General features: G+C 67.5%; 25 protein-coding genes. 12 read left to right on the forward strand and 13 right to left on the reverse strand.

The features are described from left to right. Positions 1–2: 2 nt before the first annotated feature. A complete protein-coding gene (locus GBO37_RS06800; protein WP_046000728.1) occupies positions 3–1,061 on the reverse strand; it encodes a C4-dicarboxylate TRAP transporter substrate-binding protein in 1,059 nt (352 codons plus the stop codon). A gap of 145 nt (positions 1,062–1,206) precedes the next feature. Between GBO37_RS06800 and GBO37_RS06805 the strand changes: the two genes are divergently transcribed. Both GBO37_RS06805 and GBO37_RS06810 read left to right on the forward strand, forming a co-directional pair. Beyond that, positions 1,207–2,559, forward strand: coding sequence for a L,D-transpeptidase (locus tag GBO37_RS06805; protein WP_252928021.1), 1,353 nt, complete (start codon positions 1,207–1,209; stop codon positions 2,557–2,559). Beyond that, positions 2,556–3,377, forward strand: coding sequence for an extensin family protein (locus tag GBO37_RS06810; protein WP_252928023.1), 822 nt, complete (start codon positions 2,556–2,558; stop codon positions 3,375–3,377). The genes GBO37_RS06805 and GBO37_RS06810 overlap by 4 nt, the downstream gene beginning before the upstream one ends. Before the next feature lie 4 nt (positions 3,378–3,381). Here the strand turns inward: GBO37_RS06810 and GBO37_RS06815 are convergent, their stop codons facing one another. Both GBO37_RS06815 and GBO37_RS06820 read right to left on the reverse strand, forming a co-directional pair. Then, complete coding sequence (locus GBO37_RS06815) at positions 3,382–4,113, reverse strand: Crp/Fnr family transcriptional regulator (protein WP_045980973.1); 732 nt, start codon at positions 4,111–4,113, stop codon at positions 3,382–3,384. 113 nt (positions 4,114–4,226) lie between these two features. Continuing rightward, positions 4,227–5,549 carry a FliI/YscN family ATPase gene (locus tag GBO37_RS06820; RefSeq protein WP_252928025.1) on the reverse strand — a complete coding sequence of 441 codons (1,323 nt, stop codon included), beginning with the start codon at positions 5,547–5,549 and terminating at the stop codon, positions 4,227–4,229. A gap of 99 nt (positions 5,550–5,648) precedes the next feature. Here GBO37_RS06820 and GBO37_RS06825 point away from each other — a divergent pair, with 99 nt between their 5' ends. The 10 genes from GBO37_RS06825 to GBO37_RS06870 all read left to right on the forward strand — a co-directional run bounded on the left by GBO37_RS06825 (position 5,649) and on the right by GBO37_RS06870 (position 11,274). Beyond that, positions 5,649–6,038: a FlgB family protein gene (locus GBO37_RS06825; RefSeq protein ID WP_045980975.1), complete on the forward strand. Its 390-nt coding sequence runs from the start codon at positions 5,649–5,651 to the stop codon at positions 6,036–6,038. A gap of 12 nt (positions 6,039–6,050) precedes the next feature. Then, positions 6,051–6,443 carry a flagellar basal body rod protein FlgC gene (gene flgC, locus GBO37_RS06830; RefSeq protein ID WP_045980976.1) on the forward strand — a complete coding sequence of 131 codons (393 nt, stop codon included), beginning with the start codon at positions 6,051–6,053 and terminating at the stop codon, positions 6,441–6,443. A 12-nt stretch (positions 6,444–6,455) separates the two neighbouring features. Continuing rightward, on the forward strand, positions 6,456–6,740 hold the full coding sequence (locus GBO37_RS06835; protein WP_127897719.1) for a flagellar hook-basal body complex protein FliE: 285 nt from the start codon (positions 6,456–6,458) through the stop codon (positions 6,738–6,740). Between the two features lie 15 nt (positions 6,741–6,755). Continuing rightward, a complete protein-coding gene (locus GBO37_RS06840; RefSeq protein WP_042250834.1) occupies positions 6,756–7,022 on the forward strand; it encodes a flagellar biosynthetic protein FliQ in 267 nt (88 codons plus the stop codon). A gap of 1 nt (position 7,023) precedes the next feature. After that, positions 7,024–7,740, forward strand: coding sequence for a flagellar hook-basal body complex protein (locus tag GBO37_RS06845; RefSeq protein ID WP_045980978.1), 717 nt, complete (start codon positions 7,024–7,026; stop codon positions 7,738–7,740). A 9-nt stretch (positions 7,741–7,749) separates the two neighbouring features. Beyond that, complete coding sequence (gene flgG / locus GBO37_RS06850) at positions 7,750–8,535, forward strand: flagellar basal-body rod protein FlgG (protein ID WP_045980979.1); 786 nt, start codon at positions 7,750–7,752, stop codon at positions 8,533–8,535. After that, on the forward strand, positions 8,535–8,948 hold the full coding sequence (flgA, locus tag GBO37_RS06855) for a flagellar basal body P-ring formation chaperone FlgA (protein ID WP_045980980.1): 414 nt from the start codon (positions 8,535–8,537) through the stop codon (positions 8,946–8,948). Before flgG ends, flgA begins: the two co-directional genes overlap by 1 nt. An 11-nt stretch (positions 8,949–8,959) precedes the next feature. Continuing rightward, positions 8,960–9,685 (forward strand): flagellar basal body L-ring protein FlgH, encoded by a 726-nt coding sequence (flgH, locus tag GBO37_RS06860; protein WP_046000723.1) that lies wholly within the window; start codon positions 8,960–8,962, stop codon positions 9,683–9,685. Between the two features lie 10 nt (positions 9,686–9,695). Then, entirely contained in the window at positions 9,696–10,262 is a 567-nt protein-coding gene (locus tag GBO37_RS06865) for a hypothetical protein (protein ID WP_252928027.1), read from the forward strand. A gap of 85 nt (positions 10,263–10,347) precedes the next feature. Then, positions 10,348–11,274, forward strand: a complete 927-nt coding sequence (locus GBO37_RS06870) for a glycosyltransferase (protein WP_252928029.1) — start codon at positions 10,348–10,350, stop codon at positions 11,272–11,274. Between the two features lie 3 nt (positions 11,275–11,277). Here GBO37_RS06870 and GBO37_RS06875 read toward each other — a convergent pair whose 3' ends face one another. From GBO37_RS06875 to GBO37_RS06920, 10 genes are all read right to left on the reverse strand, one after another. Then, positions 11,278–12,381, reverse strand: coding sequence for a flagellar basal body P-ring protein FlgI (locus GBO37_RS06875; protein WP_045980982.1), 1,104 nt, complete (start codon positions 12,379–12,381; stop codon positions 11,278–11,280). Next, positions 12,378–13,391 carry a hypothetical protein gene (locus GBO37_RS06880; RefSeq protein ID WP_252928031.1) on the reverse strand — a complete coding sequence of 338 codons (1,014 nt, stop codon included), beginning with the start codon at positions 13,389–13,391 and terminating at the stop codon, positions 12,378–12,380. Before GBO37_RS06880 ends, GBO37_RS06875 begins: the two co-directional genes overlap by 4 nt. A gap of 2 nt (positions 13,392–13,393) precedes the next feature. Further along, on the reverse strand, positions 13,394–14,839 hold the full coding sequence (gene flgK / locus GBO37_RS06885; protein WP_252928033.1) for a flagellar hook-associated protein FlgK: 1,446 nt from the start codon (positions 14,837–14,839) through the stop codon (positions 13,394–13,396). 36 nt (positions 14,840–14,875) lie between these two features. Continuing rightward, complete coding sequence (locus GBO37_RS06890; RefSeq protein WP_148911203.1) at positions 14,876–16,174, reverse strand: flagellar hook protein FlgE; 1,299 nt, start codon at positions 16,172–16,174, stop codon at positions 14,876–14,878. A 76-nt stretch (positions 16,175–16,250) separates the two neighbouring features. After that, positions 16,251–17,027, reverse strand: a complete 777-nt coding sequence (locus GBO37_RS06895) for a flagellar motor protein MotB (protein WP_046000719.1) — start codon at positions 17,025–17,027, stop codon at positions 16,251–16,253. Positions 17,028–17,106: 79 nt separating this feature from the next. Further along, on the reverse strand, positions 17,107–18,321 hold the full coding sequence (locus GBO37_RS06900) for a phenylacetate--CoA ligase family protein (RefSeq protein WP_252928035.1): 1,215 nt from the start codon (positions 18,319–18,321) through the stop codon (positions 17,107–17,109). A gap of 10 nt (positions 18,322–18,331) precedes the next feature. Beyond that, on the reverse strand, positions 18,332–19,153 hold the full coding sequence (locus tag GBO37_RS06905; RefSeq protein ID WP_045980988.1) for an ABC transporter ATP-binding protein: 822 nt from the start codon (positions 19,151–19,153) through the stop codon (positions 18,332–18,334). A gap of 55 nt (positions 19,154–19,208) precedes the next feature. After that, on the reverse strand, positions 19,209–20,489 hold the full coding sequence (locus GBO37_RS06910; RefSeq protein WP_045980989.1) for an ABC transporter substrate-binding protein: 1,281 nt from the start codon (positions 20,487–20,489) through the stop codon (positions 19,209–19,211). A gap of 47 nt (positions 20,490–20,536) precedes the next feature. Continuing rightward, positions 20,537–21,613 carry a branched-chain amino acid ABC transporter permease gene (locus GBO37_RS06915; protein WP_045980990.1) on the reverse strand — a complete coding sequence of 359 codons (1,077 nt, stop codon included), beginning with the start codon at positions 21,611–21,613 and terminating at the stop codon, positions 20,537–20,539. 79 nt (positions 21,614–21,692) lie between these two features. After that, a complete protein-coding gene (locus tag GBO37_RS06920; protein ID WP_045980991.1) occupies positions 21,693–22,676 on the reverse strand; it encodes a branched-chain amino acid ABC transporter permease in 984 nt (327 codons plus the stop codon). Positions 22,677–22,680 lie beyond the last annotated feature (4 nt).

Consider the following 22,680-nt stretch of genomic DNA (forward strand, 5'->3'; position numbering starts at 1 on the left):
GATCAGCCGCGCTCCCAGGGATAACCCTGCGTTTCCAGCTCTTGCGTGTATTGCGCGATCAGCCCGCGGTATTCGTCCAGCAGCGCCTGTCCGTCCAGGCCCGCGGCGTCCGCCCGTGCGACCCATTCGTCCAGGTAGGGCTGGCCCGCCTCGGTCAGCCGCGCGCGATCCTCGTCCGAGAAGCTGACGATCTCCTTGCCGGCATCCTCCAGAATCTTGATCGATTCGGCGTTCGCCTGTTCGATGATGCGGCCGAATTCGTCGGCCAGCCCCTCGCCCGCGGTCATGATGACCTGCTGCTGCTCGGGGGACAGCGAATCGAACATCGACTTGTTCATGACGATGCCAAGCGCGCCGACCTGGCCCCAGTCGATGAAGGTGTAGCTGTCGAAGACCTCGTCGAACTTCAGCGCCGCGACCAGATAGGAATAGGTCTGGGTGCAGTCCAGCAGGCCGTTCTCCATGCCCTGATAGGCCTCGTAGACGCTCATGTCGACCAAGGTCGCGCCCAGGTCGCGGAAGGTCTGGCCATAGGCGCCGACGCCACGCACCTTCTTGCCCGCCAGCTGGTCGACCGAGGTCACCGCCGGCCCCTTGCAGCCCATCTGCACCGCAGAGGTCGTGTAGGTGCCCACATAGACCAGGTTCTGCGCGGCCAGGTTGGCCTTGATCTGCTCGTTGTTGCGCATCAGCGCATCGGTGGCCTTCATGCCCACCCACGGATCGGGGTTGTCCAGCGGCAGGTCGGCGATGCCGTAGGCCACCATGTCCTGGGGGAAATAGACGCCGATGACGCTGCCCAGGTCGGCCACGCCGTCGCGCAGGGACTGGACGGCGGCCTTTTCCGAAAAGAGCGCCCCGCCCCAGGTGATGTCCAGCGTCAGGTCGCCGCCCGACTGTTCGGCCACCTGATCGGCGAACCACTGCGTCGCCTCGGCGCGCGCGCCGCGGTTGGGACCGGGCTCGCCATAGATCAGCGTGGTCTGCGACATGGCGGGGGCGGCAAGGGCTGCGGTCAGGCCGGCAGCCATCAGCGCCGTGCGATACGACGGTGTGGTCATGATAAAACTCCTCCCAGTTCCACTTAGCAGGCTGCCATTCCGCACTGCGGAACGCAACCTTGAATTGACCTGATTGTGACCACTGCGCTATCTGGCGGTTTTCCGCCTGATGCCGGATGTTGCGCCTTCACCATCGGAGCTTCCCATGACGCCCCACCCCGTCCGACCGCTGCTGCTGGCCCTTGGCCTGTCCCTGGGCTGGGCCTGGCCCGCCGCGGCCCAGACCCCGGTCCTGCCCTTCACCGCCGCCGAGATCGAGGCCGCGCAGTATGACGGCAGCGATCTGCCCCGGGGCCGGTCGGCCCTGACCGCCAAGGTGCAGCTGCTGCTGGACCGGTCCGGGACCTCTCCGGGCGTCATCGACGGGTTCAAGGGCGGGATGAGCCAGAGCGCGATCAAGGCGTTCGAACGCCGCACGGGCCTGCCCCAGGACGGCGTGATGGACCCCCATGTCTGGAACCTGCTGCAGTCCTTCGCGACGCGCCCCGTCACCCAGACCTATGTCGTCACCGCCGAGGACGCCGCCGGGCTGGCCGCGTCGATCCCCACGGATTACGCGGAAAAGGCGCTGATGCCCGCCATGGCCCATACCAGCGTCGCCGAGCGCCTGGGCGAGCGGTTCCACATGGACGAGAAGTTCATCGAGTTCCTGAACCCCGGCGTGGCCCTGGTACCCGGCGCGACCATCCAGGTGATGGCGCCGAATCCCCGCCTGCGCGGCCAGGTCACGCGGATCATCATCGACAAGGACAACCGCCGCGTCGCCGGATACAACGCCCGCGGCCAGATGGTCGTGGATTACCCAGCGACCATCGGCAGCAGCGCCACCCCCTCGCCGCAGGGGGCGCACAACGTGCGGACCGTGGCGATCAACCCGAACTATACCTACAATCCCAACGTCAATTTCCGCCAGGAAGGCAACGACAGTCCGCTGGTCATCCCGCCGGGGCCGAACGGGCCGGTGGGCACCGTCTGGATCGGGCTGACCAAGCCCACCTACGGCATCCACGGCACGCCCACCCCGTCGCAGCTGTTCGCGAACCAGTCGATGGGCTGCGTGCGCCTGACCAACTGGGATGCCGAGGAGCTGGCCGGCATGGTCACCATCGGCGGCACCGAGGTCCAGTTTCTGGATGCCGGGGTCACCATCGCCGACGTGACCGGCAGCGGCACCGCGGTCAGCCCGCCCGTGGCCGAAATCGCGCTGCCCGAAGGCACGACAGAACAGATCACGACGCCAGATCCCGCGCAGCCGCTGTCGTTGCCCGATCCTCAGGCGCCTGCCACCGTCGCGCCGACGACCCCGACGGCCCCGGCTGCCGCTGCCCCGAGCCCCGCTGCCCCGACGCCGGTGGCCCCTGCGGCCACGGATCCGGCGGCCATCCCCGTCGCGCCGGACGCCGCCGAGCCGGCAAACCCTGATCCGCTCAGCGATGCCCTCAGCGGCGCGCTGCCCGAAGGGTTCGTCGTCCCGCCCCTGGAAGAGGCGCAGCCATGATCCGCGCGGCGGGGACGATCATCGCGTTGACGCTGGCGGTGGTCCCCGCCCTGGCGCAGGAGCGCCCCCCTGAGGCAGAGCCTGACACCGCCCAGACCGCCGACCGCCCGCCCGAAAAGCCCGAAGCTGCGGAACCGGCGCGAGCGCCGGACCCGGTCCCTGATGCGATCAGCGAATCGGTACCGGACGAACCTGCAGCGCAGCCCTTTGGCCCGCCGCCCCCGCCGGTCTGGTTCACCTTGGCCGAGACGGATGCGGAATACGACGCCTGTCGACTGGCGCTGTCAGTGATGGGCGCGCAATTCCGCCCCCAGCACCCCGTGACCGACCCGGACAACCGCGACTGCGGCATCGCCCGTCCGCTGCAGGTCAGCCGCATCCTGCCAGACATCGCCCTGTCGGGCGAGCCGGTGATGCGCTGTGCGGCCGCGCTGTCGCTGGCCTTGTGGACGCGGGATTTCCTGCAGCCTGCCGCGGGGCTTCTGCCCGAAACGCCGCGCCTGACCGCGCTGGAGACCGGACCGGCCTATTCCTGCCGCGACCGCGTGGGGACCGGAGAGGCCGATCCGAAACCGTCGGAACACGGCTATGGCAACGCGATCGACGTGATGGGCTTTCGCTTCGACGATGGCGATCCCGTGCTGGTGCAGCCGCGCCAAGGCGACGGCGATGCCGCCGAAAGCTTTCAAAAGGCAGCGCAGGGGACCGGATGCCTGCTGTTCACCACCGTTCTGGGACCAGGATCGAACGCCGCGCATGACGACCACCTGCATCTGGACATGGCGGCCCGGAACGGCGGCTGGCGGCTGTGCGAATGATACCTCAGCGACTCTGACGCTCCATGTCCAGATAGGTCGGGTCGAACCGGGCCAGCATCGCCAGGCCCTTCCAGTCCAGGATCGACACATCCGCCCCGGACCAGCGCAGCAGGCCGCGATCGCGCAGATCGCGCACGGCCCGGTTCACGTGGATGGGTGAATATCCCAGGATATCCGCCAGTTCCCGTTGCAGCAAAGGCAGAGAGAACTGATGGTCGGCCGCCGCGCCGACGGCGTTCAGGCGGGTATAGACCTCGCACAGCAGGTGGGCCAGATGCGCGCTGGAGCGCAGCGAGGCCGCCGCGACCAACCACTGCCGGTGGACCGCCGCGTCGATCAGCGTCGCCATCCACAACAGGCGCGTCAGGTGCGGAAAATTCTCGGTGATCTCGACCAGTTCGTCGTGATCGACGAACTCGACCTCGGCGGGACCGACAGCGACGACGGAATGTTCCAGCCCGGCCAGAACGAACCCGTGCAGATCGACGAAATCGCCCGGCACGTGCAGGGCGGTGATCACCCGTTCGTCGGGCCGCCCGACCAGGCGGTGCGACCGCGCCGACATGCCGCGCAGCATCATGCAGCTGCGTTTCGCCACCCGGTCGACAGGGACGATCACCTCTCCGGATGCGAAGCTGACATGCTGGGTGCGCAGGGCGCGAAGACGGGCCAGATCGCGTTCGGGCAAACTGTCACGTCGTTGAAGGAAGCGGATAAAATACTCGGTAATCGCCATTCCGCCCCTCCTTCTAAGGCAGCCGGACAGTTGCAAATCGGGATTCTGGACGCAATGGTCCCCCCTTGCGTTCTAACATTGATTAAGCCAACGCAACGCGGCGCCGCTTGGTTTCACGCGCGCGCGCGCATGGGCAGGCGCAGCGCGGCCTCCAACGCGGCAAAGCTGTCCGCGATGCCGGGGCAGCGGCGCGTCACGAATTCGTCCAGCTGGGGGTACAATCGCACCGCCTCGTCCAGCTTGGCGTCCGAACCGGGCGCATAGAGGCCCGCGCGGATCATCAGTTCCGATTCGGCATAGGCGCCAAGCGCCGCGCGGGCCCGCCCGATGGCCGCGTTCTCGACCGCGCTGGCGGCGTCGGGCAGCGACCGTGACACCGACCGCACCACGTCGACCGCCGGAAAGCGGCCCCTTTCCGCGATGGTGCGGTCCAGCACGACATGGCCGTCCAGCGTCCCGCGCAGGATGTCGGCCACCGGCTCCTCCATGTCCGATCCCGCGACCAGCACGCTGAAGATGCCGGTGATGTCGCCCGACCCTTCCGGGCCGGGGCCTGCGCGTTCCGCCAGCGCCATGATCAGGTTCGACACCGACGGGGGAAAGCCGCGATAGCTGGGCGGTTCGCCCGCGGCCAGGGCGATCTCGCGGTGCGCCTCGGCAAAGCGGGTGATCGAATCGGCCAGGAACAGGACGTGGCGGCCCTGGTCGCGAAAATGCTCGGCCACGGCCATCGCGGCCCAGGCACAGCGCCGCCGGATCAGCGGCGACTGATCCGAGGTCGCCGCGACGATCACCGCGCGGGCCATGCCCTCCGGACCCATCGTCTTTTCGACGAATTCGCGCAGCTCGCGACCGCGTTCGCCGATCATGGCGATTACCACGACATCGGCCTGCACACCGCGTGCCATCTGCGACAGCAGCGTGGATTTTCCCACCCCTGACCCCGCGAACAGGCCGATCCGCTGTCCCGCGACGATGGGCAGCAGCGTGTCGAAGACCGCCATTCCGGTGGCCAGCCGCGACCCAAGGCGCTTGCGCGTGGCGGCAGGCGGCGCTTCGGTCCGAAAGCTGCGGCGCGTCAGGCCCTGGGTCAGCGGGCGACCGTCCAGGGGCTGTCCCAACGGGTCGATGATCCGGCCGATCCAGGCATCGCAGGGGGCGATTCGCGGCGCGAAGTCCAGCTGCACCTGGGCGCCGACCGACAGCCCCTCGATCGGGCCCTCGGGCAGGATCTGGGCGGCGCGGGGCGACAGGCCCACGATCTCTCCGCCCAGATCGCCCGACTGCAGGGCGATTCGCACCCGGTCGCCGACCGATGCGCGCCCGTTCAGCCCTTCGGCGGCGATCAGACCCGCGCGGATCGACTGCACGCGACCGTAATGCGTGGCCAGGCGCAGCTGCGACAGCCGGCGCGCGATCGATTCAAGCTTGTCCATCCGGTCTCCTTTCGCCGCGTGTCGAAAATCCGGCGGCTGAAACGGTTTCTAAACCAATTGGGGTTAAGACCGGGTTTATCGAGATTGAGGAGAAGCCTCATGTTTGAGAAGATCGAAATGCTGCGGATGGCCCGCGCGATGGGCCAGCACACGCAGGCCCGCCACATCGAGGTGGCGCGCAACATCGCCAACGCGGACACGCCCGGTTTCCGGGCCCACGACCTGCAGCCCTTTGCCGAGACCTATCGGCAGGCCGAGGAGGGCGGCACGCTGCGCGTGTCGAACGCCCGCCACCTGGATGCGCCGCAATGGTCGCCCGGCGGGGCGCGGGTGATCGAGGTCGCGGGCCCCGTCTCTCCGAACGGCAACTCCGTGTCGCTGGAGGAGGAGATGGTCCGCGCTGCCGAGGTCAAGAGCAGCCATGACCGCTCGCTGACCATCTATCGCTCGGGGTTGGACCTGCTGCGGTCCAGTCTGGGACGCAGGTAAGGAACCACCACCATGACCGATCAGATTTCACCGCTGCGCATGGCAGCGTCGGGGATGCGTGCGCAGACCGAACGCCTGCGCCACACGTCCGAGAACATCGCGAACGCAGACACGCCCGGCTATCGCCGCAAGCTGGTGGCCTTCGAGGAGGCCGTCCGTTTCGGCCGCACGACAGGCGAGGTCCAGGCCGGCCGCATGCAGCTGGACCAGTCGGCGCTGCCGCGCATCCACGACCCCGCGCATCCGATGGCCGACCAGGACGGCTATTACGACGGATCCAACGTCGATCTGGTGATCGAGCTGGCCGACGCCCGCGAGGCGGGCCGCAGCTACGAGGCCAACCTGCGCATGTTCGAACAGACCCGTCAGATGAACGGATCACTTCTTGATCTTCTTCGCCGCTAGAAAGGCCGCCCCATGATTTCCGGATTGAACGCCGCCAACGCCTATTCCGCCGCCCGTACCGCCGTCGCCCCCCAGCAGGGATCGGAGGCCCTGGCCCGCGTGGGCCAGGCCGCCGAGGATTTCGCCGCCCAGATGGCCCAGGTCGACCAGGTCGCCACCGGCGCCATGACCGGCCAGACCAGCACCCAGCAGCTGGTCCAGACCATCGCCGAGGCCGAGCTGACCATGAACACCGTCGTGGCGATCCGCGACAAGGTCGTCGAGGCGTACCAGGAAATCCTGCGGATGCCGGTGTAGGGAAGGAACGTCGTGATGGGAGAGACGGTCCTTTTCGACATGCTGCGCCAGGCGCTGCTGATCTCGGTCCGGATCTCGGCCCCGCTTCTGGGGGTCGCGCTGATCGCGGGGGTGGTGATCGGCCTGTTCCAGGCGCTGACCTCGGTTCAGGAGATGACGCTGACCTTCGTGCCCAAGGTGGGTCTGATGCTGGTCGTCTTCTGGGTCTCGATGAGCTTCATGACCACCGCCCTGGCGGATTTCTACCTGGGCGAAATCATCCCAATGATCGCGGGCAGCTGAGATGGACAACGCAATCTATGCCAGCCTGTCGCGGCAATCCGGCCTGATGGCCGAAATGCGCGTCGTGGCCAACAACATCGCCAACGCCAACACCACCGGTTACCGGCGCGAGGGGGTGATCTTTGCCGAACACCTGTCCGCGCTGGACCGGCAGGGCGACACGCTGTCGATGGCCCACGCCCGCGGCCGCCTGCTGGACCTGCAGCAGGGCGGGCTGACGCAGACCAACAACAGCATGGACCTGGCCATCGAGGGCGAGGGGTTCTTTCTGGTCGAGGCGCCCGACGGGCTGCGCCTGACCCGCGCGGGCGCCTTCATTCCCTCGGCCGAGGGGGAACTGATGACCGCCGACGGCCACCGTCTGCTGGACGAGGGTCAGGCGCCGATCATCCTGCCGGCCGGCGCCAATGCGGTGGCCATCGGTGCCGACGGCACGCTGTCGTCGAACGGCCTGCCCTTTGGCCGCATCGGCCTGTTCACCCCGCCCGAAGGCACCGACCTGACCCGCCAGAGCGGCACCGGCTTCGCCGTCGAGGGCGAGCCGCAGCTGGTCGAGGAGGGACGCATCCGCCAGGGCTTCCTGGAGGACAGCAACGTCGACCCGATCTTCGAGATCACCCGCATGATCGAGGTCCAGCGCGCCTACGAGCTGGGCCAGACCTTCCTGGATCGCGAGGATCAGCGGATCCGCGGCGCGATCACCGCCATGACCCGATAAGGAGCCACCATGAGAGCCCTGCAGATCGCCGCCTCCGGCATGAGCGCGCAGCAGACCCGCGTCGAGGTCATCTCGAACAACCTCGCGAACATGTCCACGACCGGCTACAACGCCCGCCGTGCCGAATTCGCGGACCTGCACTACCAGCAGGCCGCCCGTCCGGGCAGCGTCACCGCCGCCGACGGCACGGTGATCCCCGCCGGGGTCCAGCTGGGCCTTGGCGTGCGCCCCACCGCGGTCAGCGTGAACCTGCAGCAGGGCGCGCTGACGCAGACGGGCGGCGACCTGGACCTGGCCATCGAGGGCGACGGCTACCTTGAGGTGACGCTGCCGTCCGGGGTCTCGGGGTATACCCGCGACGGCGGGCTGAAGCGCTCGCCCGAGGGGCAGATCGTGACCTCGGACGGCTATCCGGTCGTCCCCGACATCACCATCCCCGAGGATGCCCGCGCCATCACCATCAATGCCGGCGGAGAGGTCTATGCCTATTTCGCCGACCGGGTCGATGCCGAGCTGCTGGGCCAGCTGACCCTGGCCGGTTTCGCCAACGAGAAGGGCCTCGAGGCGATCGGGTCCAACCTGTTCATCGAGACCGCGGCCTCGGGCGGCCCGCAGGTCGTGAATCCCGGCCAGGACGGCCTGGGCACCCTGCGCCAAGGCTATCTGGAGGAAAGCTCTGTCGATGCGGTGCGCGAGATCACCGACCTGATCAAGGCGCAGCGCGGCTACGAGCTGAACGCCAAGGTCATCACCGCTGCCGACCAGATGCTCGGCGCCACGACGCAGGTGCGGTGATGCGGGCGCTGATCGTGATGCTGGCGCTGCTGCCGGGGGCGGCCTTCGCAGGCGCCCTGGGCGCGGCGCACACCCTGCCGGTCGGGCACGTGATCGCGGCGGGCGACCTGACGGTGATCGACAGCGACCGGCCCGGCCTGACAGATCCGTCCGCCGCGATCGGGATGCAGACCCGCATCACCATCTACGAAGGCCGGCCGCTGCACGCCAACATGCTGCAGGCGCCTCGCGTGATCGGCCGCAACCAGATCGTGCGCCTGCGCTTTCAGCGCGGCGCCCTGCAGATCGACACCGAGGGGCGCGCCATGTCGGACGGCGCCGCCGGAGAACTGATCCGCGTCATGAACATGGGCTCGCGCAGCACGGTCACCGCCCAGGTGATGCCGGACGGCACGCTGGCCGTCACCAATTGAGAGGAACGACGATGAAACCCGCCTATCTGCTGTGCCTGGCCCTTGCCGCCGCGGGCTGTTCGCGCGCCGCCAATATCGGCCAGCCGCCCGAACTGACCTCGCCCCGCGAGACCGAGGAATTCCTGGCGATGACCAATCCGCCCCTGAACCTGCCGCTGGATTCGGGCCGCCCCGAGGCCGCGGCCTCGCTGTGGGCCGGCACCCAGTCTTCGTTGATCAGCGACCGTCGCGCGGCCATCCGCGGCGACATCCTGACCGTCGTGATCGAGATCGACGACGAGGCCACGATCAGCAACAGCAGCGGTCGCAACCGCTCCAGCAGCGAGAGCCTGTCGATCCCGCAGATGGTCGGCATTCCGCAGCGTCTTGGCGAGAAGCTGCCCGAAGGTGCCAGCTTCGACAACCTGGCCGACGCGTCGTCGTCGTCATCCTATCGCGGCAACGGCAACATCTCGCGACGCGATCAGCTGACGTTGCGGGTGGCAGCGACGGTCGTGGACACCCTGCCCAACGGCACGCTGCAGATCCAGGGCACGCAAGAGGTCCGCGTGAACTTCGAATTGCGCGAGCTGACCGTCAGCGGCTTCGTACGCCCCGCCGACATCGATCGCAGCAACGAGATCGCCTATGACCGCATCGCCGGTGCGCGCATCAGTTATGGTGGCCGCGGCCAGATCACCGATGTGCAGCAGCCGCGCTATGGCCAGCAGATCGCCGACATCGTCCTGCCCTATTGAAGGTGTTCCCGTGATCAAGAAAATCATTCCCATCGCCCTGCCCGTGCTGGCCCTGGTCGGCGGCGCATTCGGCGGCGACATGCTGCGCGCCCCTGCATCACCGGCCGATCCCGCAACCGAGGCCGCAGCCGCGGACGATCACGGCGCGGCCTCCGCCGATGACGGCCACGGCAGTGGCGAGGATCATAGCGGCGACGATCACGGGGGCGGAGACCACGGCGGCGGCGATCATGGTGGCGGGGGTGACCCCACCGAGGCCGCCTATTTCCAGTTCCCGACCCAGTTCTTCGTGCCCTTGATGCGTCAGGGCGACCTGCGCGACGTGATGATCCTGACGGTGACCCTGCAGACCGACGGGGCCAACCTCCAGGCGCTGTCGAAGAAGGAGCACATCCTGCGCGACGCCCTGCTGCGCCAGCTGATGATCCACGCCAATACCGGCGGTTTCGACGGCAATTTCACCGCGGATCGCAACCTTGTCACCCTGCGCGAGGGTCTGCTGCAGGCCGCCAAGGCCGCGACGGATGCCCCCGTCACCGCCGTCCTGATCGAGGATATCGCCCGTCAGCCGGGCTGACCTGCTTGCCCTTGCCGCGCCTTCGGGCCAGAACCGCAGACACCCGGAGCGACCGCTTCGGGTGTCTGCTTTTCCGGAGGGGCCGTTGCACGCGCATCACGTGGTGATCCTGATGGCGACCTGGCAGGGCGCGCCGCATCTGGGCACGCAGTTGGACAGCATCGCGGCACAGACGCACGCGGATTGGTCGCTGATCGTGTCCGATGATGGGTCGACCGATGAAACCCGGCAGATCGTCGAACGGTTCGCGGCGGATCGGCCCGCAGGACAGGTGCGCCTGGTCGACGGACCGCGCGCGGGCGCCACGCGGAACTTCCTGTCGCTGCTGGATCACGTGCCCCCCGATGCATCGGCCGCGTTCTGCGATCAGGACGACCAGTGGCTGCCGCACAAGCTGGCCCGCGCGGTGTCCGCCCTGCAGGGGTTGGCCGGACCCGCCCATTACGCCGCCCGGACCATCATCACCGATGCGGACCTGCGCCCCTTGGCACCATCGCGCCGGTTCCTGCGTCCCTTGGGCTTTCGCAACGCGCTGGTCCAGGCCTGCATGGCGGGCAACACCTCGGTGTTCAACCGGCATGCCGTGGCGCTGCTGCAGCACGCCGCGCCGCATGCAATGCGGGCGGGGGTGATCTCTCATGACTGGTGGGCCTATCAGGTCAGCGCGGGCCACGGCGCGACGCTGATCCACGACCCGGAACCCGGGTTGCTGTACCGCCAGCATGCCCGATCCGAAGTCGGGCGCAACGATACCTTGCCTGCGCTGGCTGCGCGGCTGCGCAAGCTGATGGCCGGGCAGTTCGGCGGCTGGCTGCGGGCCAACCGCGCCAGCCTGATGCCCCTGGATCTTCCGTCCGACAGCCGCGCGACGCTGGCGCATCTGGGCCGGATGCTGGACAGCACCGGGCCGCAGGCCGTGATGGCCATGCGGCGTGGCGGATTTTATCGGCAGACGCGGCCCGGGACGGCGGCCCTTGCGCTGTCGGCGCTGACCGGCGCCCTGCGCGCCTGATCGCTATTCGACGATCAGGTCCGCGTGCAGGGCACCTGCCGAATGGATCGACTTCAGGATGTCGATCATGTCGCGAGGCCGCACACCCAAGGCATTCAGACCGTCGACAAGATCCGACAGGTTGGTCTCTCCGGCCACCTCCACAAAGCCGATGCCGGGTTCCTGATTCACGTCGACGGCGGTGCGGGGCACGGTCACTGTCTCTCCAGCGGCAAACGGGTTGGGCTGGGATACCAGCGGCGCCTCGGCCACGCGCAGGGTCAGGTTGCCCTGCGACACCGCCACCCGGGAAATGCGCACGCGTTCGCCCACCACGATCGTCCCGGACTTGTGGTCGATCACGACCTTGGCCCGGTCTTCGGGTTCGATCAGCAGGTTCTCGATCCGGCCGACGACGCGAGCGGGGTTCACGTCGCCCAGGCCGCGGAAGTTCACGACGACCGTGCCGCTGTCCAGCGTGACTGCCAGCTGGCGGTTGAAGTCGCGGTTGATCGCGTCCTCGACCCGCGTGGCGGTGGTGAAGTCGGCATTGCGCAGCGCGATGCGGATGTCGTCGATGCCGGCGAAATCGAACTCTACCTCGCGCTCGACCCGGGCGCCCACCGGGATGCTTCCGGTGGTGGGCACGCCCTCGACCACGCGGGCCGCGTCGCCCTGCGCCGCGACCCCGCCCGCGATGATCGATCCCTGGGCCACGGCATAGATGTTGCCATCCGCGGCCTTCAGCGGGGTCATCACCAGCGTACCGCCCAGCAGGCTTTTCGCGTCGCCGATCGCAGAGACGCTCACGTCGATCCTGCTGCCCGACCGCGCAAAGGGCGGCAGGGTGGCCGTCACGATCACTGCCGCCACGTTCTTGGACCTCAGGGCGTCATCGGTGACGTTCACCCCAAGCCGTTCCAGCAGGCCGGCCAGCATCTCCTCGGTGAAGGGGGCATTGCGCATGCCGTCGCCCGACCCGTCTAAGCCGACGACAAGCCCATAGCCGACCAGGTCGTTGCCCCGTACGCCGTCGAAATCGGCCAGATCCTTGATGCGCACGGGCACAGCCAGGGCCGAGGTCGCCACGGCCATCCACAGGATCAGTGCTTGCAGAACTGTCTTCATCGCAGGAAATCCACCAGCTTGAGGTTCGCCAGCCGTGCCTGGACCGCATAGAGAGATTCCAGCTGGCTTTGTACTTCGGTCAGGGCTGCTGCCGTCTCGAACGGGTCGGCGCTGCGAATGTCGCCGCGGGCGCGTTCCAGCGTGTTCAGGGTCGAGGTCCCGGTGACCTGCGCGCGCTCGACGGTCTGCTGGGCAAGGCCCACACGCCCCATCTCTCCCAGAACGGCGCTGTCCGCGGCGACCATCAGGGTGCCGCCCGTGGCCAGCAGTTCCCTCCGCTCGGCCACGTTGCCCGCCAGGATACCGCGGTCCAGGATGGCTGCGGTCGCCAGGCCCTTCAGCAGGTCGCGCACCGGGCCAGACGCACCGGTCGTCTGCATCTCGACCGAGACACCCTCTCCGACGGTGATCCGCTGCGGCTGGCCCAGGGTCCCGTGATAGGCCGTGTCCAGAAACCCGCCGCCCCCGGCCGGAGCGTCGAACCAGTCGGACACCGCTTGCGCGACGTCTGCGGCCGTGGTCAGCGGCGCGACGATGGCCTGCAGGCTGTCCAGGATGCTGGTCGCATCCGACAGGGGGGCCACGTCTGACGCCTCTCCGGACAGAAGGTACCGATTGCTGTTCGTGCCGTTCAGCCTTTGGATCACCGAATCGAACGCATTGGCCACTTCTGTCGACCGCGTCCCCAGCAGGGCCTGGTCGTTGAACGGGTCGGTGGCCAGGGCCAGGCCCAGCTCCGTCGTGCTGAGCCGGACCGCGTCGAACATGTCCTGCACCGCCTGCAGCCGGATGCCCGCATCCTGACCGTTCTGGCGCAACTGCCCGGCCAGCTGGATGCGGCCTTCGATCTCGTTCAGGGCGCGGGTGTTGCCGCCGACGCGCTGGCCCACATCCGCGACCTGCCCGGACGCGACCTCCTGGGTCAGGGTGGACAGGGTCGTCTTGATCCGGTTCGAGGCGACCTGCAGCGCATAGGCGCGGGCTTGGTCACCGATACTGTTCAGGGTCACGGCTACATCCTCAGGATCTGGTTGATCATCTCGTCCACGGCGACCAGCACGCGTGCATTGGCGGCATAGGACTGTTCGTATTGCAGCAGGCGTTGCATCTCGGCGTCGCTGTCCACGCCCTCGGCCATCAGGCTGGAGGCGATGGTCGACTGGCGGCTGCTGCGGATGGTCAGGTCGGCCTCGGCCTCGACCCGGCGGGTCGATACCCGCGACTCGACTGATCCGAACCGGACGGTCAGCGTGCCGTTCCCCTCGAAGCCGCTGCCCGCCTGCGCGGGGCGCGGCGCGTCCAGTGCCTGGACCAGCGCCGAAAGAATCGCGGATTGGCCCGTCGGTTCGCCGTTCGCCGCCTGCAGGCCCGACCTCAGGCGCCACAGCTGGCCCCCCTGTCCCGGATCGACCGTCGCATTCAGCGCGATCCGACCGGACAGGCCCACGACCGTCGCCGCGGTCGCGCGCGCACCGCCGTCAGTGAACAGCCCGGCATCGGCAGCCCCGAGGGACGGATCAACGGCGGGATCGACCAAACGCTGGTGCAGGTCAAAGGCCATGTCGTCCAGTTCCGACTGCATCTGCGGGGCCAGCTGATCGCGAATCTGGAAGTTGGCGGCCAAGGACCCGCCGCCGAACAGGCGCATCTGCGCTGCGGTAACCGGCGTCCCGTTCAGGGTCAGCAGTTCCAGGGGTGCGCCAACGACCTGGCCCGCGGTCACCTGATCCGCGCCTGAGAATCCCAGCCGGGCCGGCACGCTGCCATCCAGCAGCACCGCCCCCTCGGCGCTGAACAGGGCGACCTTGCCCGAGTCGCGCGCGACCTCCTGGATGGGAATGATGCTTGCGATGCGGTCGATCACCTGCTGGCGTTCGTCCATCAACGGGGTGGCATCCTTGCCGTCGGAATCCAGGATGGAGATGCGCGCATTCAGATAGGCCACCCGCTCCAGCGAGGCGTTCACCGTCGCCACGTCGGACGCGATGCCCTGCTGCGCGGCGCTGCGCGCGCCCTGAACCGCGGTCGACGCCGCGTTCAGCCGGTCCGCCAGCGCCGAGGCCGTGCTGACGACCTGCGACAGGCGGATCTCGTCATCGGGCCGCGTCGCCGCACTGCTGAGCGCGGCCTGGAAATCGGTCAGCGCACCCGACAGGGAATGCGCCTCTCCGGGAAGACCGATGACCTTTTCCATCGACCGGTGAAACGACGCGCGTGCGGCGCCGTCACCGACGGACGAGGCCGCCAGGCGCGATTCGGAGAGCAGGCTGGAATTGACGATCCTAGTGATGCCGTCGATGCGCACGCCCCCGCCGTGCAGTTGGGCGGACACCACCATGTCGCGCCGGGCATAACCGGGCGTCATGACGTTGGCGATGTTCGACGCCACCGTCTCGGTGCCGCGCGCGGTGGCGGTCAGCCCCGACATCGCGTTCGATATCGCCTTGGCAATGCTCATGTCCGGCCTCCTTCACCCGATCCCCTGCGGGACGGATCAGCGCTTGATGTTCGTGGTTTCCTGCAGCATCTCGTCGACCGTCTGGATGATCTTGGCGTTCGACGAATAGGCGCGTTGCGTGGTGATCAGATGCGTCAGTTCCTGCGCGATGTCGGTGGTCGACGCCTCGCGCGCATAGCCGGCGATGGCGCCCGTCGGCCCGTCGCCCGCATCCCACAGGAAGAAGCCGCCTGAATCGGGCGATGTCTTGAAGGCCTGCCCTTCGACCGCCACCAGGCCGTTGGGATTCGGGACGTCGATGACGGGGATCTTGTACAGCGCCTTGACGAAACCGGTGTCGTAGGTCGCCTTGACATAGCCCTGCGGGTCAACCTCGACCGCGACCAGCTGCCCCACCGGAGAGCCGTTCTTGACCACGTTCGATGGAGAGAAGCTGGCCGCCAGCTGCTTCAGGCCCGAGGCCCCGCCCGGCACGCCGATGGAAAGCTCTATGTTGCCGCCCCCGACGGTCAGCGGGATCGCCCCGGTTGCCGGATCATAGCCGCCGCCAACGACGTTCAGCAGCGCGCCGCCCGCCCCCTGGCTGTCGTCGAACGTCACCTGGAAGGTGGAGATCGGGTTGGCTGCGGGATCACTGGCACTGTCGCTGATGCTGACCGTCCAGGTGTTCGACATGCCGGTTGCATCGCTGGTGTCGGGCGTGAAGGTGATGTCCAGCGATTCCGAGGTTCCCAGGTTGCCGAAATACTCGACGCGCAGCGGCAGCGGGTCGCCCGAGCCGGTGGGCAGGGTCTCTGTCGCGGGCAGGTTGGCGCCAAGCGACACCTGCGTCGTCGGATCCCCGACGGGGCGGTTCGATTCGATGCGGATCGGCTGCAGTGCAGCCGACGTGTCGCGCGCGACAAGCGGCATGCTGCCGTCCGCGGCCGTGGGCCAGCCCATCAGCACCAGCCCGCTTTCGGTGCGCAGCAAGCCGCCCGCATCGGGACGGAACGCACCGGTCCGCGTCATCATCAGCGACGGCGTCCCCCCACCGGTTGCATCGTTCAGGGTCGTCACGGGCAGCATGCCCCGCCCGGTCATCGCAAGATCCAGCGCATTCGAGGTGGTCACGATCGCACCGTCCTGCGACACTGATCGCGTCGTCGACGCGCGAACGCCGCCTGCGGTGTAAAGGCCCGCCCCCTGCCCCACGACCAGCGCATTGAAGTCGGTCTCGACGCGCTTGTACCCGAAGGTCGATGCGTTCGCGATATTGTCCGAGATGGTTCCCAGCCGCGACGAGTTCGCGGCAAGGCCGGACACGCCGGCATTCATCGCAGAGGAGATGGACATGGACAGACACCCTTCTGATTTCGGTCTTGTCCGTCACCCTGCCCGTGAACGCTTAAGATAAGGCTAACCGCGATGGCTACCTGAGTAAAATCAGCTCTATCCGGTTGTTCAGCGGGTCCATCGGATTGCCCTGCCGGTTCTTGCGGTCCGCATAGCCGCTGACCCGCTGCACGCGCTTGCCGTCGAAACCCTGCTGTTCCAGCAGGTTGCGCACCGTATGCGCCCGGGCATCCGACAGCGGCCAGACCGGCGACGCGACCAGGGTTTCGGGATAGGCGCGCACATGGCCCGAGATCGCCACATCGTTCCTGACATGCCGGATGACCCGCGCGATGATTCCCATCAGTTCGGACAGGGCGGGCTGGGGCTGGGCGGTGTCCTCGACGAACAGGGGGGCGTCGGTCAGATCGCCCAGCTCGATCACCAACCCTTCGTCGGTCATGCGGGTCACGACATGCTGCAGCAGGTTGGTCAGCTGGGACGATTCGGCGCCCGTGCCGGTCAGGCTGTCCTGGACGGCGCGGGCGACCTCCTCGAAGTCGCCTGCACTGTCGCTGTCGGGCAGCGGCGCCTCGACCGCGTGACGGACGCCGTCCTCGGTCCCGTCGCCGCCGCCGCTGGTGGTGGCGTTCGGCGTCTGGATCACCGTCGGTGCGAAGTAGTCGGCCAGACCGGTCTTCTGCTCCTCGGTGGTGGCGTTCAGCAGCCACATCAGCAGGAAGAACGCCATCATCGCGGTCACGAAATCCGCATAGGCGACCTTCCACGCGCCGCCGTGATGGCCGCCGTCGGACGACGCCTCGACGCGCTTGATGATGATGGACGGCCCGTTCAGCCCCTTGCCCGCAGCCATGATGTCTACCCTTCGTTCCGGTCAGGCATCCTTGTCGCCGGGTCAAAGGTTTCGATCAAGTTAACGGATCAAATGCGTCCTATTCATAGCTGCGGCGATCCTCGATGACCTTGCCGTCATTGGGCAGGCTGCCCGGTGCCACCAGTTCGATGTCGCCACGCAGCTTCAGCGTGTCCATGACCGATGCGGCATAGTCGCCCCCCTGACCCGCAGTTTCCAGCTGGACGGTCATCACGTCCATCTCTCCGCGACGATCGGCGATCACGCGGGCGCGGGACACGTCCGCATGGCGCGCAACCAAGGCCGCCACCTGTTCGGGGCGCACGAACATGCCCTTGATCTTGGTCGTCTGATCGGCGCGCCCCATCCACCCTTTGATGCGCATGTTGGTGCGACCACAAGGACTGGTACCTGCAAGGACCGCAGACAGGTCACCCGTCGCGAAACGAACCAGCGGATAATCCGGGTTCAGCGTGGTCACCAGCACTTCGCCGACCTCGCCTTCGGGGACCGGATCACCGGTGCCGGGGCGCACGATCTCGACGATCACGCCCTCGTCCACGATCATCCCCTCCATCGCCTCGCTCTCATAGGCGATGTTGCCCAGATCGGCGGTGGCATAGCATTGCCGCGTGACGATCCCCCGGTCGGCATACATCTGGCGCAGCGATGGGAACAGCGCGCCGCCGCCCACCACGGCCTTGGTGAAGGAGAGGACCTCGCCCATCTCGTCGGCACGGTCCAGGATCACCTTGAGGAAATCGGGCGTGCCGGCATAGCAGGTCGTGCCGATGTCGACGGCCGCGCGCACCTGCAGTTCTGTCTGCCCGGTGCCGGCGGGCAGGACCGCCGCATCGACGGCCCGCGCGCCCGATTCGAACATCATCCCGGCCGGCGTCAGGTGATAGCCGAAGCAGTTCTGGACGATGTCTCCCTGCCCCACGCCCGCGGCATGCAGGAAGCGGCCAAGCCGCCACCAGTCGCCGTCGCGCCGACCGGGTTCATAGATCGGGCCGGGGCTTTGAAAGATGTGGTCGAACTGCGCGGCGGGGCGTGTGGTATAGCCGCCGAAGGGGGGCTGCTTGCGCTGCGCCTCGGACAGCTCGGCCTTGCGGATCACCGGCAGGCGGGCCAGCGCGGCGCGGTCGGTCACCGCCTCCGGCTCCACGTCGCGCAGAAGGCGCGCCATCGCGGGGGCCAGCTTGGCGCGGCTCAGCGCCAGCGGCAGGGCCTGGGCCAGCGCCTCGGCGCGCTGACCCTCGTCGCGCGTTTCCAGATCGTCGTAATATCCCATGATGACCCCCTCAGGCCAGCCAGCGCTTGCGCCGGCGATAGCTGCGCACCTCGCGGAAGGACTTGCGCCCCTCGTCCGACATGCCCAGGTAGAATTCCTTGACGTCCGGGTTCTCGCGCAGCTGCGCGGCCGGACCCTCCATCACGACGCGCCCATTCTCCAGGATGTAGCCCTGATGCGCATAGCGCAGCGCGACGTTGGTGTTCTGCTCGGCCAGAAGGAAGGTGACGCCCTCGCCCTCGTTCACGGCCTTGACGATCTGGAAGATCTGCTCGACCAGCTGCGGGGCCAGGCCCATCGACGGCTCGTCCAGCAGGATCATCTGCGGGCGCGACATCAGCGCGCGACCCATCGCGGTCATCTGCTGTTCGCCGCCCGAGGTGTATCCCGCCTGGCTCTTCCGCCGCTCGCGCAGGCGCGGGAAATAGTCATAGACCATCTCGAGGTCGCGCTTGATGGCGGCCGATCCGTCGCGGCGGGTATAGGCGCCGGTCAGCAGGTTCTCCTCGACCGTCAGGTGCTCGAAGCAGTGGCGGCCCTCCATCACCTGGATGACGCCGCGCCGCACCAGGGCGGCCGGGTCCAGCGCGGTGATGTCGTCGCCCTGATAGGTGATCGACCCCTTGGTCACCTCTCCGCGTTCACTGGCCAGCAGGTTCGAGATCGCCTTGAGCGTCGTCGTCTTGCCCGCCCCGTTGCCCCCCAGCAGCGCGGTGATGCCGCCCTTGGGGACCGTCAGGCTGACACCCTTCAGGACCAGGATGACGTGGTTGTAGATCACCTCGATGTTGTTGACGTCCAGCAGCGTCTCTTGGGTCCGGGTATCGAACATGGGCAGCCCCCTTGGATGCGGAACCGGCGGCGGGATGACCGCCGCCGGTCGTGGATCAGTTGCAGCGCGCGGTCAGGCCCGCCTCGGCGGCATAGGCGGCGCTGTCTTCCTTGATCAGCGGGTCCAGGATCTCGGCATCCGGCTCGATGAAGTCGGTGATCAGCGACCACGTCCCCTCGGCGGCGTTCCACTGCTGCACGCGGGCCAAGCCGTCGCCACCGTGGTTCTGACAGGACAGCGCGATGGGCGCGCCGAAATCGGGCAGGCCCAGCTCGGCCATGCGCTCGGCGGTGATGTCCAGCGCCTCGAAGCCGTCGCGCATCTGCGCGGGCGTGATCTCGGGGGTGCCGGCCAGCTCCTGCGCCTTGGCGATGGCCTCGGCGATCACCAGCGCCGCATAGGCGCCGCGCGAATAGAGCACGCTGCCCGCCTGATCGCCTGCACCGGCCGCCAGACCCTTGTCATAGACATGCGTCTGCAGGTCCTCGTACAGCGGATAGTCGCGGCCCACGCCGTGGAAGGTCAGCGCCTTGTAGCCCTCGGCCCCGGCCCCCGCCGCGCGCACGTCGTTCTCCGATCCCGACCACCAGATGCCGATGAACTTGTCCATCGGGAAGCGGATGTTCACGGCCTCCTGGATGGCGACCTGGTTCATCACGCCCCAGGCATACATGATCACGTAATCGGGCCGGTCGCGGCGGATCTGCAGCCATTGCGACTTCTGCTCCTGGCCGGGTGCGTCCACGGGCAGCAGGCTCAGTTCGAACCCGTGCTTTTCGGACAGCTCCTCCAGCGTACGGATCGGCTCCTTGCCATAGGCCGAGTTGTGATAGACCAGCGCGATCTTCTTGCCGGACAGGTCGCCCCCCTCCTGGTCCAGGATATGCTTGACCGCGACCGAGGCGCCGTCCCAATAGTTCGCCGGCGCGTTGAACACCCATTCGAAGACAGAGCCGTCCTTGGCCGAGGTGCGGCCATAGCCCGGCGTGTAGAGCGGGATGCCGTCCTGGGTGATCCGCGGGATCAGCTGATAGGTGATGCCCGTCGACAGCGGATTCAGGACCAGCGGGTTCTGGGTGCGCAGCGATTCATAGCACTCGACCCCCTTCTCGGTGTTGTAGGCGGTCTCGCATTCCGGGACCTGGATGCGCTGGCCGCCGATGCCGCCGTCGCGTTCGTTGAGCAGCGTGAAGTAATCGGCAAAGCCGTCGGCATAGGGGATACCGTTCGCGGCATAGGGGCCGGTCCGATAGGACATGTTCGGCACGATCAGGTCCGCCAGTGCGGGGCTTGCGACCATCATCGTGGTGGCCAGGGCGGCAAGGGTCAGTTTCATTGCGGGTCTCCTCCCAGAGATGCGATGCCGGTTGCCCGGTCTTGACGTTAATGCGGGAACGGCCACAGGCGCAGCTTGTCCTTGGCCAGGCGCCACAGGCGCGCCAGGCCGTGCGGCTCGACGATGAGGAAGGTCACGATCAGCGCGCCCACGATCATCAGCTCGATATGGGCGGCCAGGTCGGTGGGCCAGCCCATGTTGCCGACCAGGAAGTTCTTGAGCAGGACGGGCAGCAGCACCAGGAAGGCCGCGCCGGCAAAGCTGCCGAAGATGCTGCCCAGGCCGCCGATGATGATCATGAACAGCACCAGGAAGCTCTTGTTGATGCCGAAGGCCTCGCCGACCTCGGCAGCCCCCAGATAGACCGCGAACAAAAGCGCGCCCGCGATGCCGATGAAGAAGCTGCTGACCGCGAAGGCCGACAGTTTCGCGCGCAGGGGGTTCACGCCGATGATCTCGGCCGCGATGTCCATGTCGCGGATGGCCATCCACTTGCGCCCCAGGCTGCCGCGCGTCAGGTTGCGCGCGACCCAGGCCAGCACGAAGGCGAAGACCAGGCAGATCAGGTATTTCGCGGGCGCAGTCGCGGCCGGGCCGGTCACCGCCTGGTCGAACACCGTGCGCGTCGGCGCGGTGATCTGGCCCGAGGCCGAATAGTTGTAGAACCACGGCACCTTGTTGAACAGCCAGACCAGAAAGAACTGCGCGGCCAGCGTGGCCACGGCCAGATAGAAGCCCTTGATGCGCAGGCTGGGCAGGCCGAACAGGACGCCCACGCCGGCGGTGATGCCGCCCGCCAGCAGGATGTGGATGACGATGCTGACATCCGGGAATGCCGTCATCAGCTTGTAGACCGCATAGGCCCCCACCGCCATGAAGCCGCCGGTTCCCAGGCTGACCTGGCCGGCATAGCCGGTCAGCACGTTCAGCCCCAGGGCGGCGATGGCATAGATCAGGAAGGGCACCAGGACTGCATTGGCCCAATAGTCGTTGATGACGAAAGGAATGATCCCGAAGGCCACGGCCAGGATCGCGTAATAGCCCCAGCGGTCCAGACGGATCGGAAAGGTCTGGCTGTCGTCGCGGTAGCTGGTCTTGAAGTCGCCGGCCTCACGATAGATCATCGGGTGTTCCTTTCAGCACGGTCGGCGGGGGCCAGCCCCCGCACCCCCGGGGTATTTCTGCAATGAAGAAGCGCCATGGTCACACCCGTTCGATGATGCGTTCGCCGAACAGCCCCTGGGGCCGGAACACCAGGAAGATCAGCGCCAGGACATAGGCGAACCAGTTCTCGGTCGCGCCGCCGACCATCGGGCCGATGGTGAATTCGAACAGTTTCTCGCCCACGCCGATGATCAGCCCGCCCACGATGGCGCCGGGGATCGAAGTGAAGCCCCCCAGCATCAGCACCGGCAGCGCCTTGAGCGCGATCAGCGACAGGCTGAACTGCACCCCCGATTTCGTGCCCCACATGATGCCCGCGACCAGCGCCACGAAACCTGCGATCGACCAAACCATCACCCAGATGAAGCGCAGCGAGATGCCCACGGACATCGCCGCCTGGTGGTCGTCGGCCACGGCGCGCATGGCGCGGCCCTGCTTGGTGTATTGCGCGAAGGCCACCAGTGCGGCCACCAGGATCGCCGCGATCAGCGTGGCCCACAGGTCCAGCCGGTCGATGAAGAAGCCATAGCCGAACCATTGCGCGGTGACGGCCTCGATCCCGTCCGAGATGCCCTGCGGCAGTCCCACGTCCAGCGTCTTGATGTCGGCGCCCCACATCACGTCGCCCAGGCCCTCCAGGAAATAGGCAAGGCCGATGGTCGCCATGAAGAGGATGATCGGTTCCTGTCCCACCAGGTGCTGCAGGACCAGCTTTTCGATCAGGAAGGCCAGGCCGACCATCACCAGTGCGGTCAGGGCCACGGCCAGGACCGCGGGCACCGTCCAGCCGAAATGGTGCAGCGAGGTGCCGAAGGCCGCGTTGATCAGATGCGCGAAGGGCACCTGGCCGTTCTGGATGCCCACCAGCGTCAGTGCCGCGAACAGCGCCAGCACCCCCTGGGCATAGTTGAAGACGCCGGACGCCTTGAAGATCAGCACGAAGCCCAGCGCCACAAGCGCGTACATGACTCCGGTCATCAGGCCGTTCAGCACGACCTCGGCGGCGAAGATCAGCTGGTCCATGGGG

It is taken from the genome of Paracoccus sp. 08, from assembly GCF_024105395.1.
Classification (GTDB): domain Bacteria; phylum Pseudomonadota; class Alphaproteobacteria; order Rhodobacterales; family Rhodobacteraceae; genus Paracoccus; species Paracoccus marcusii.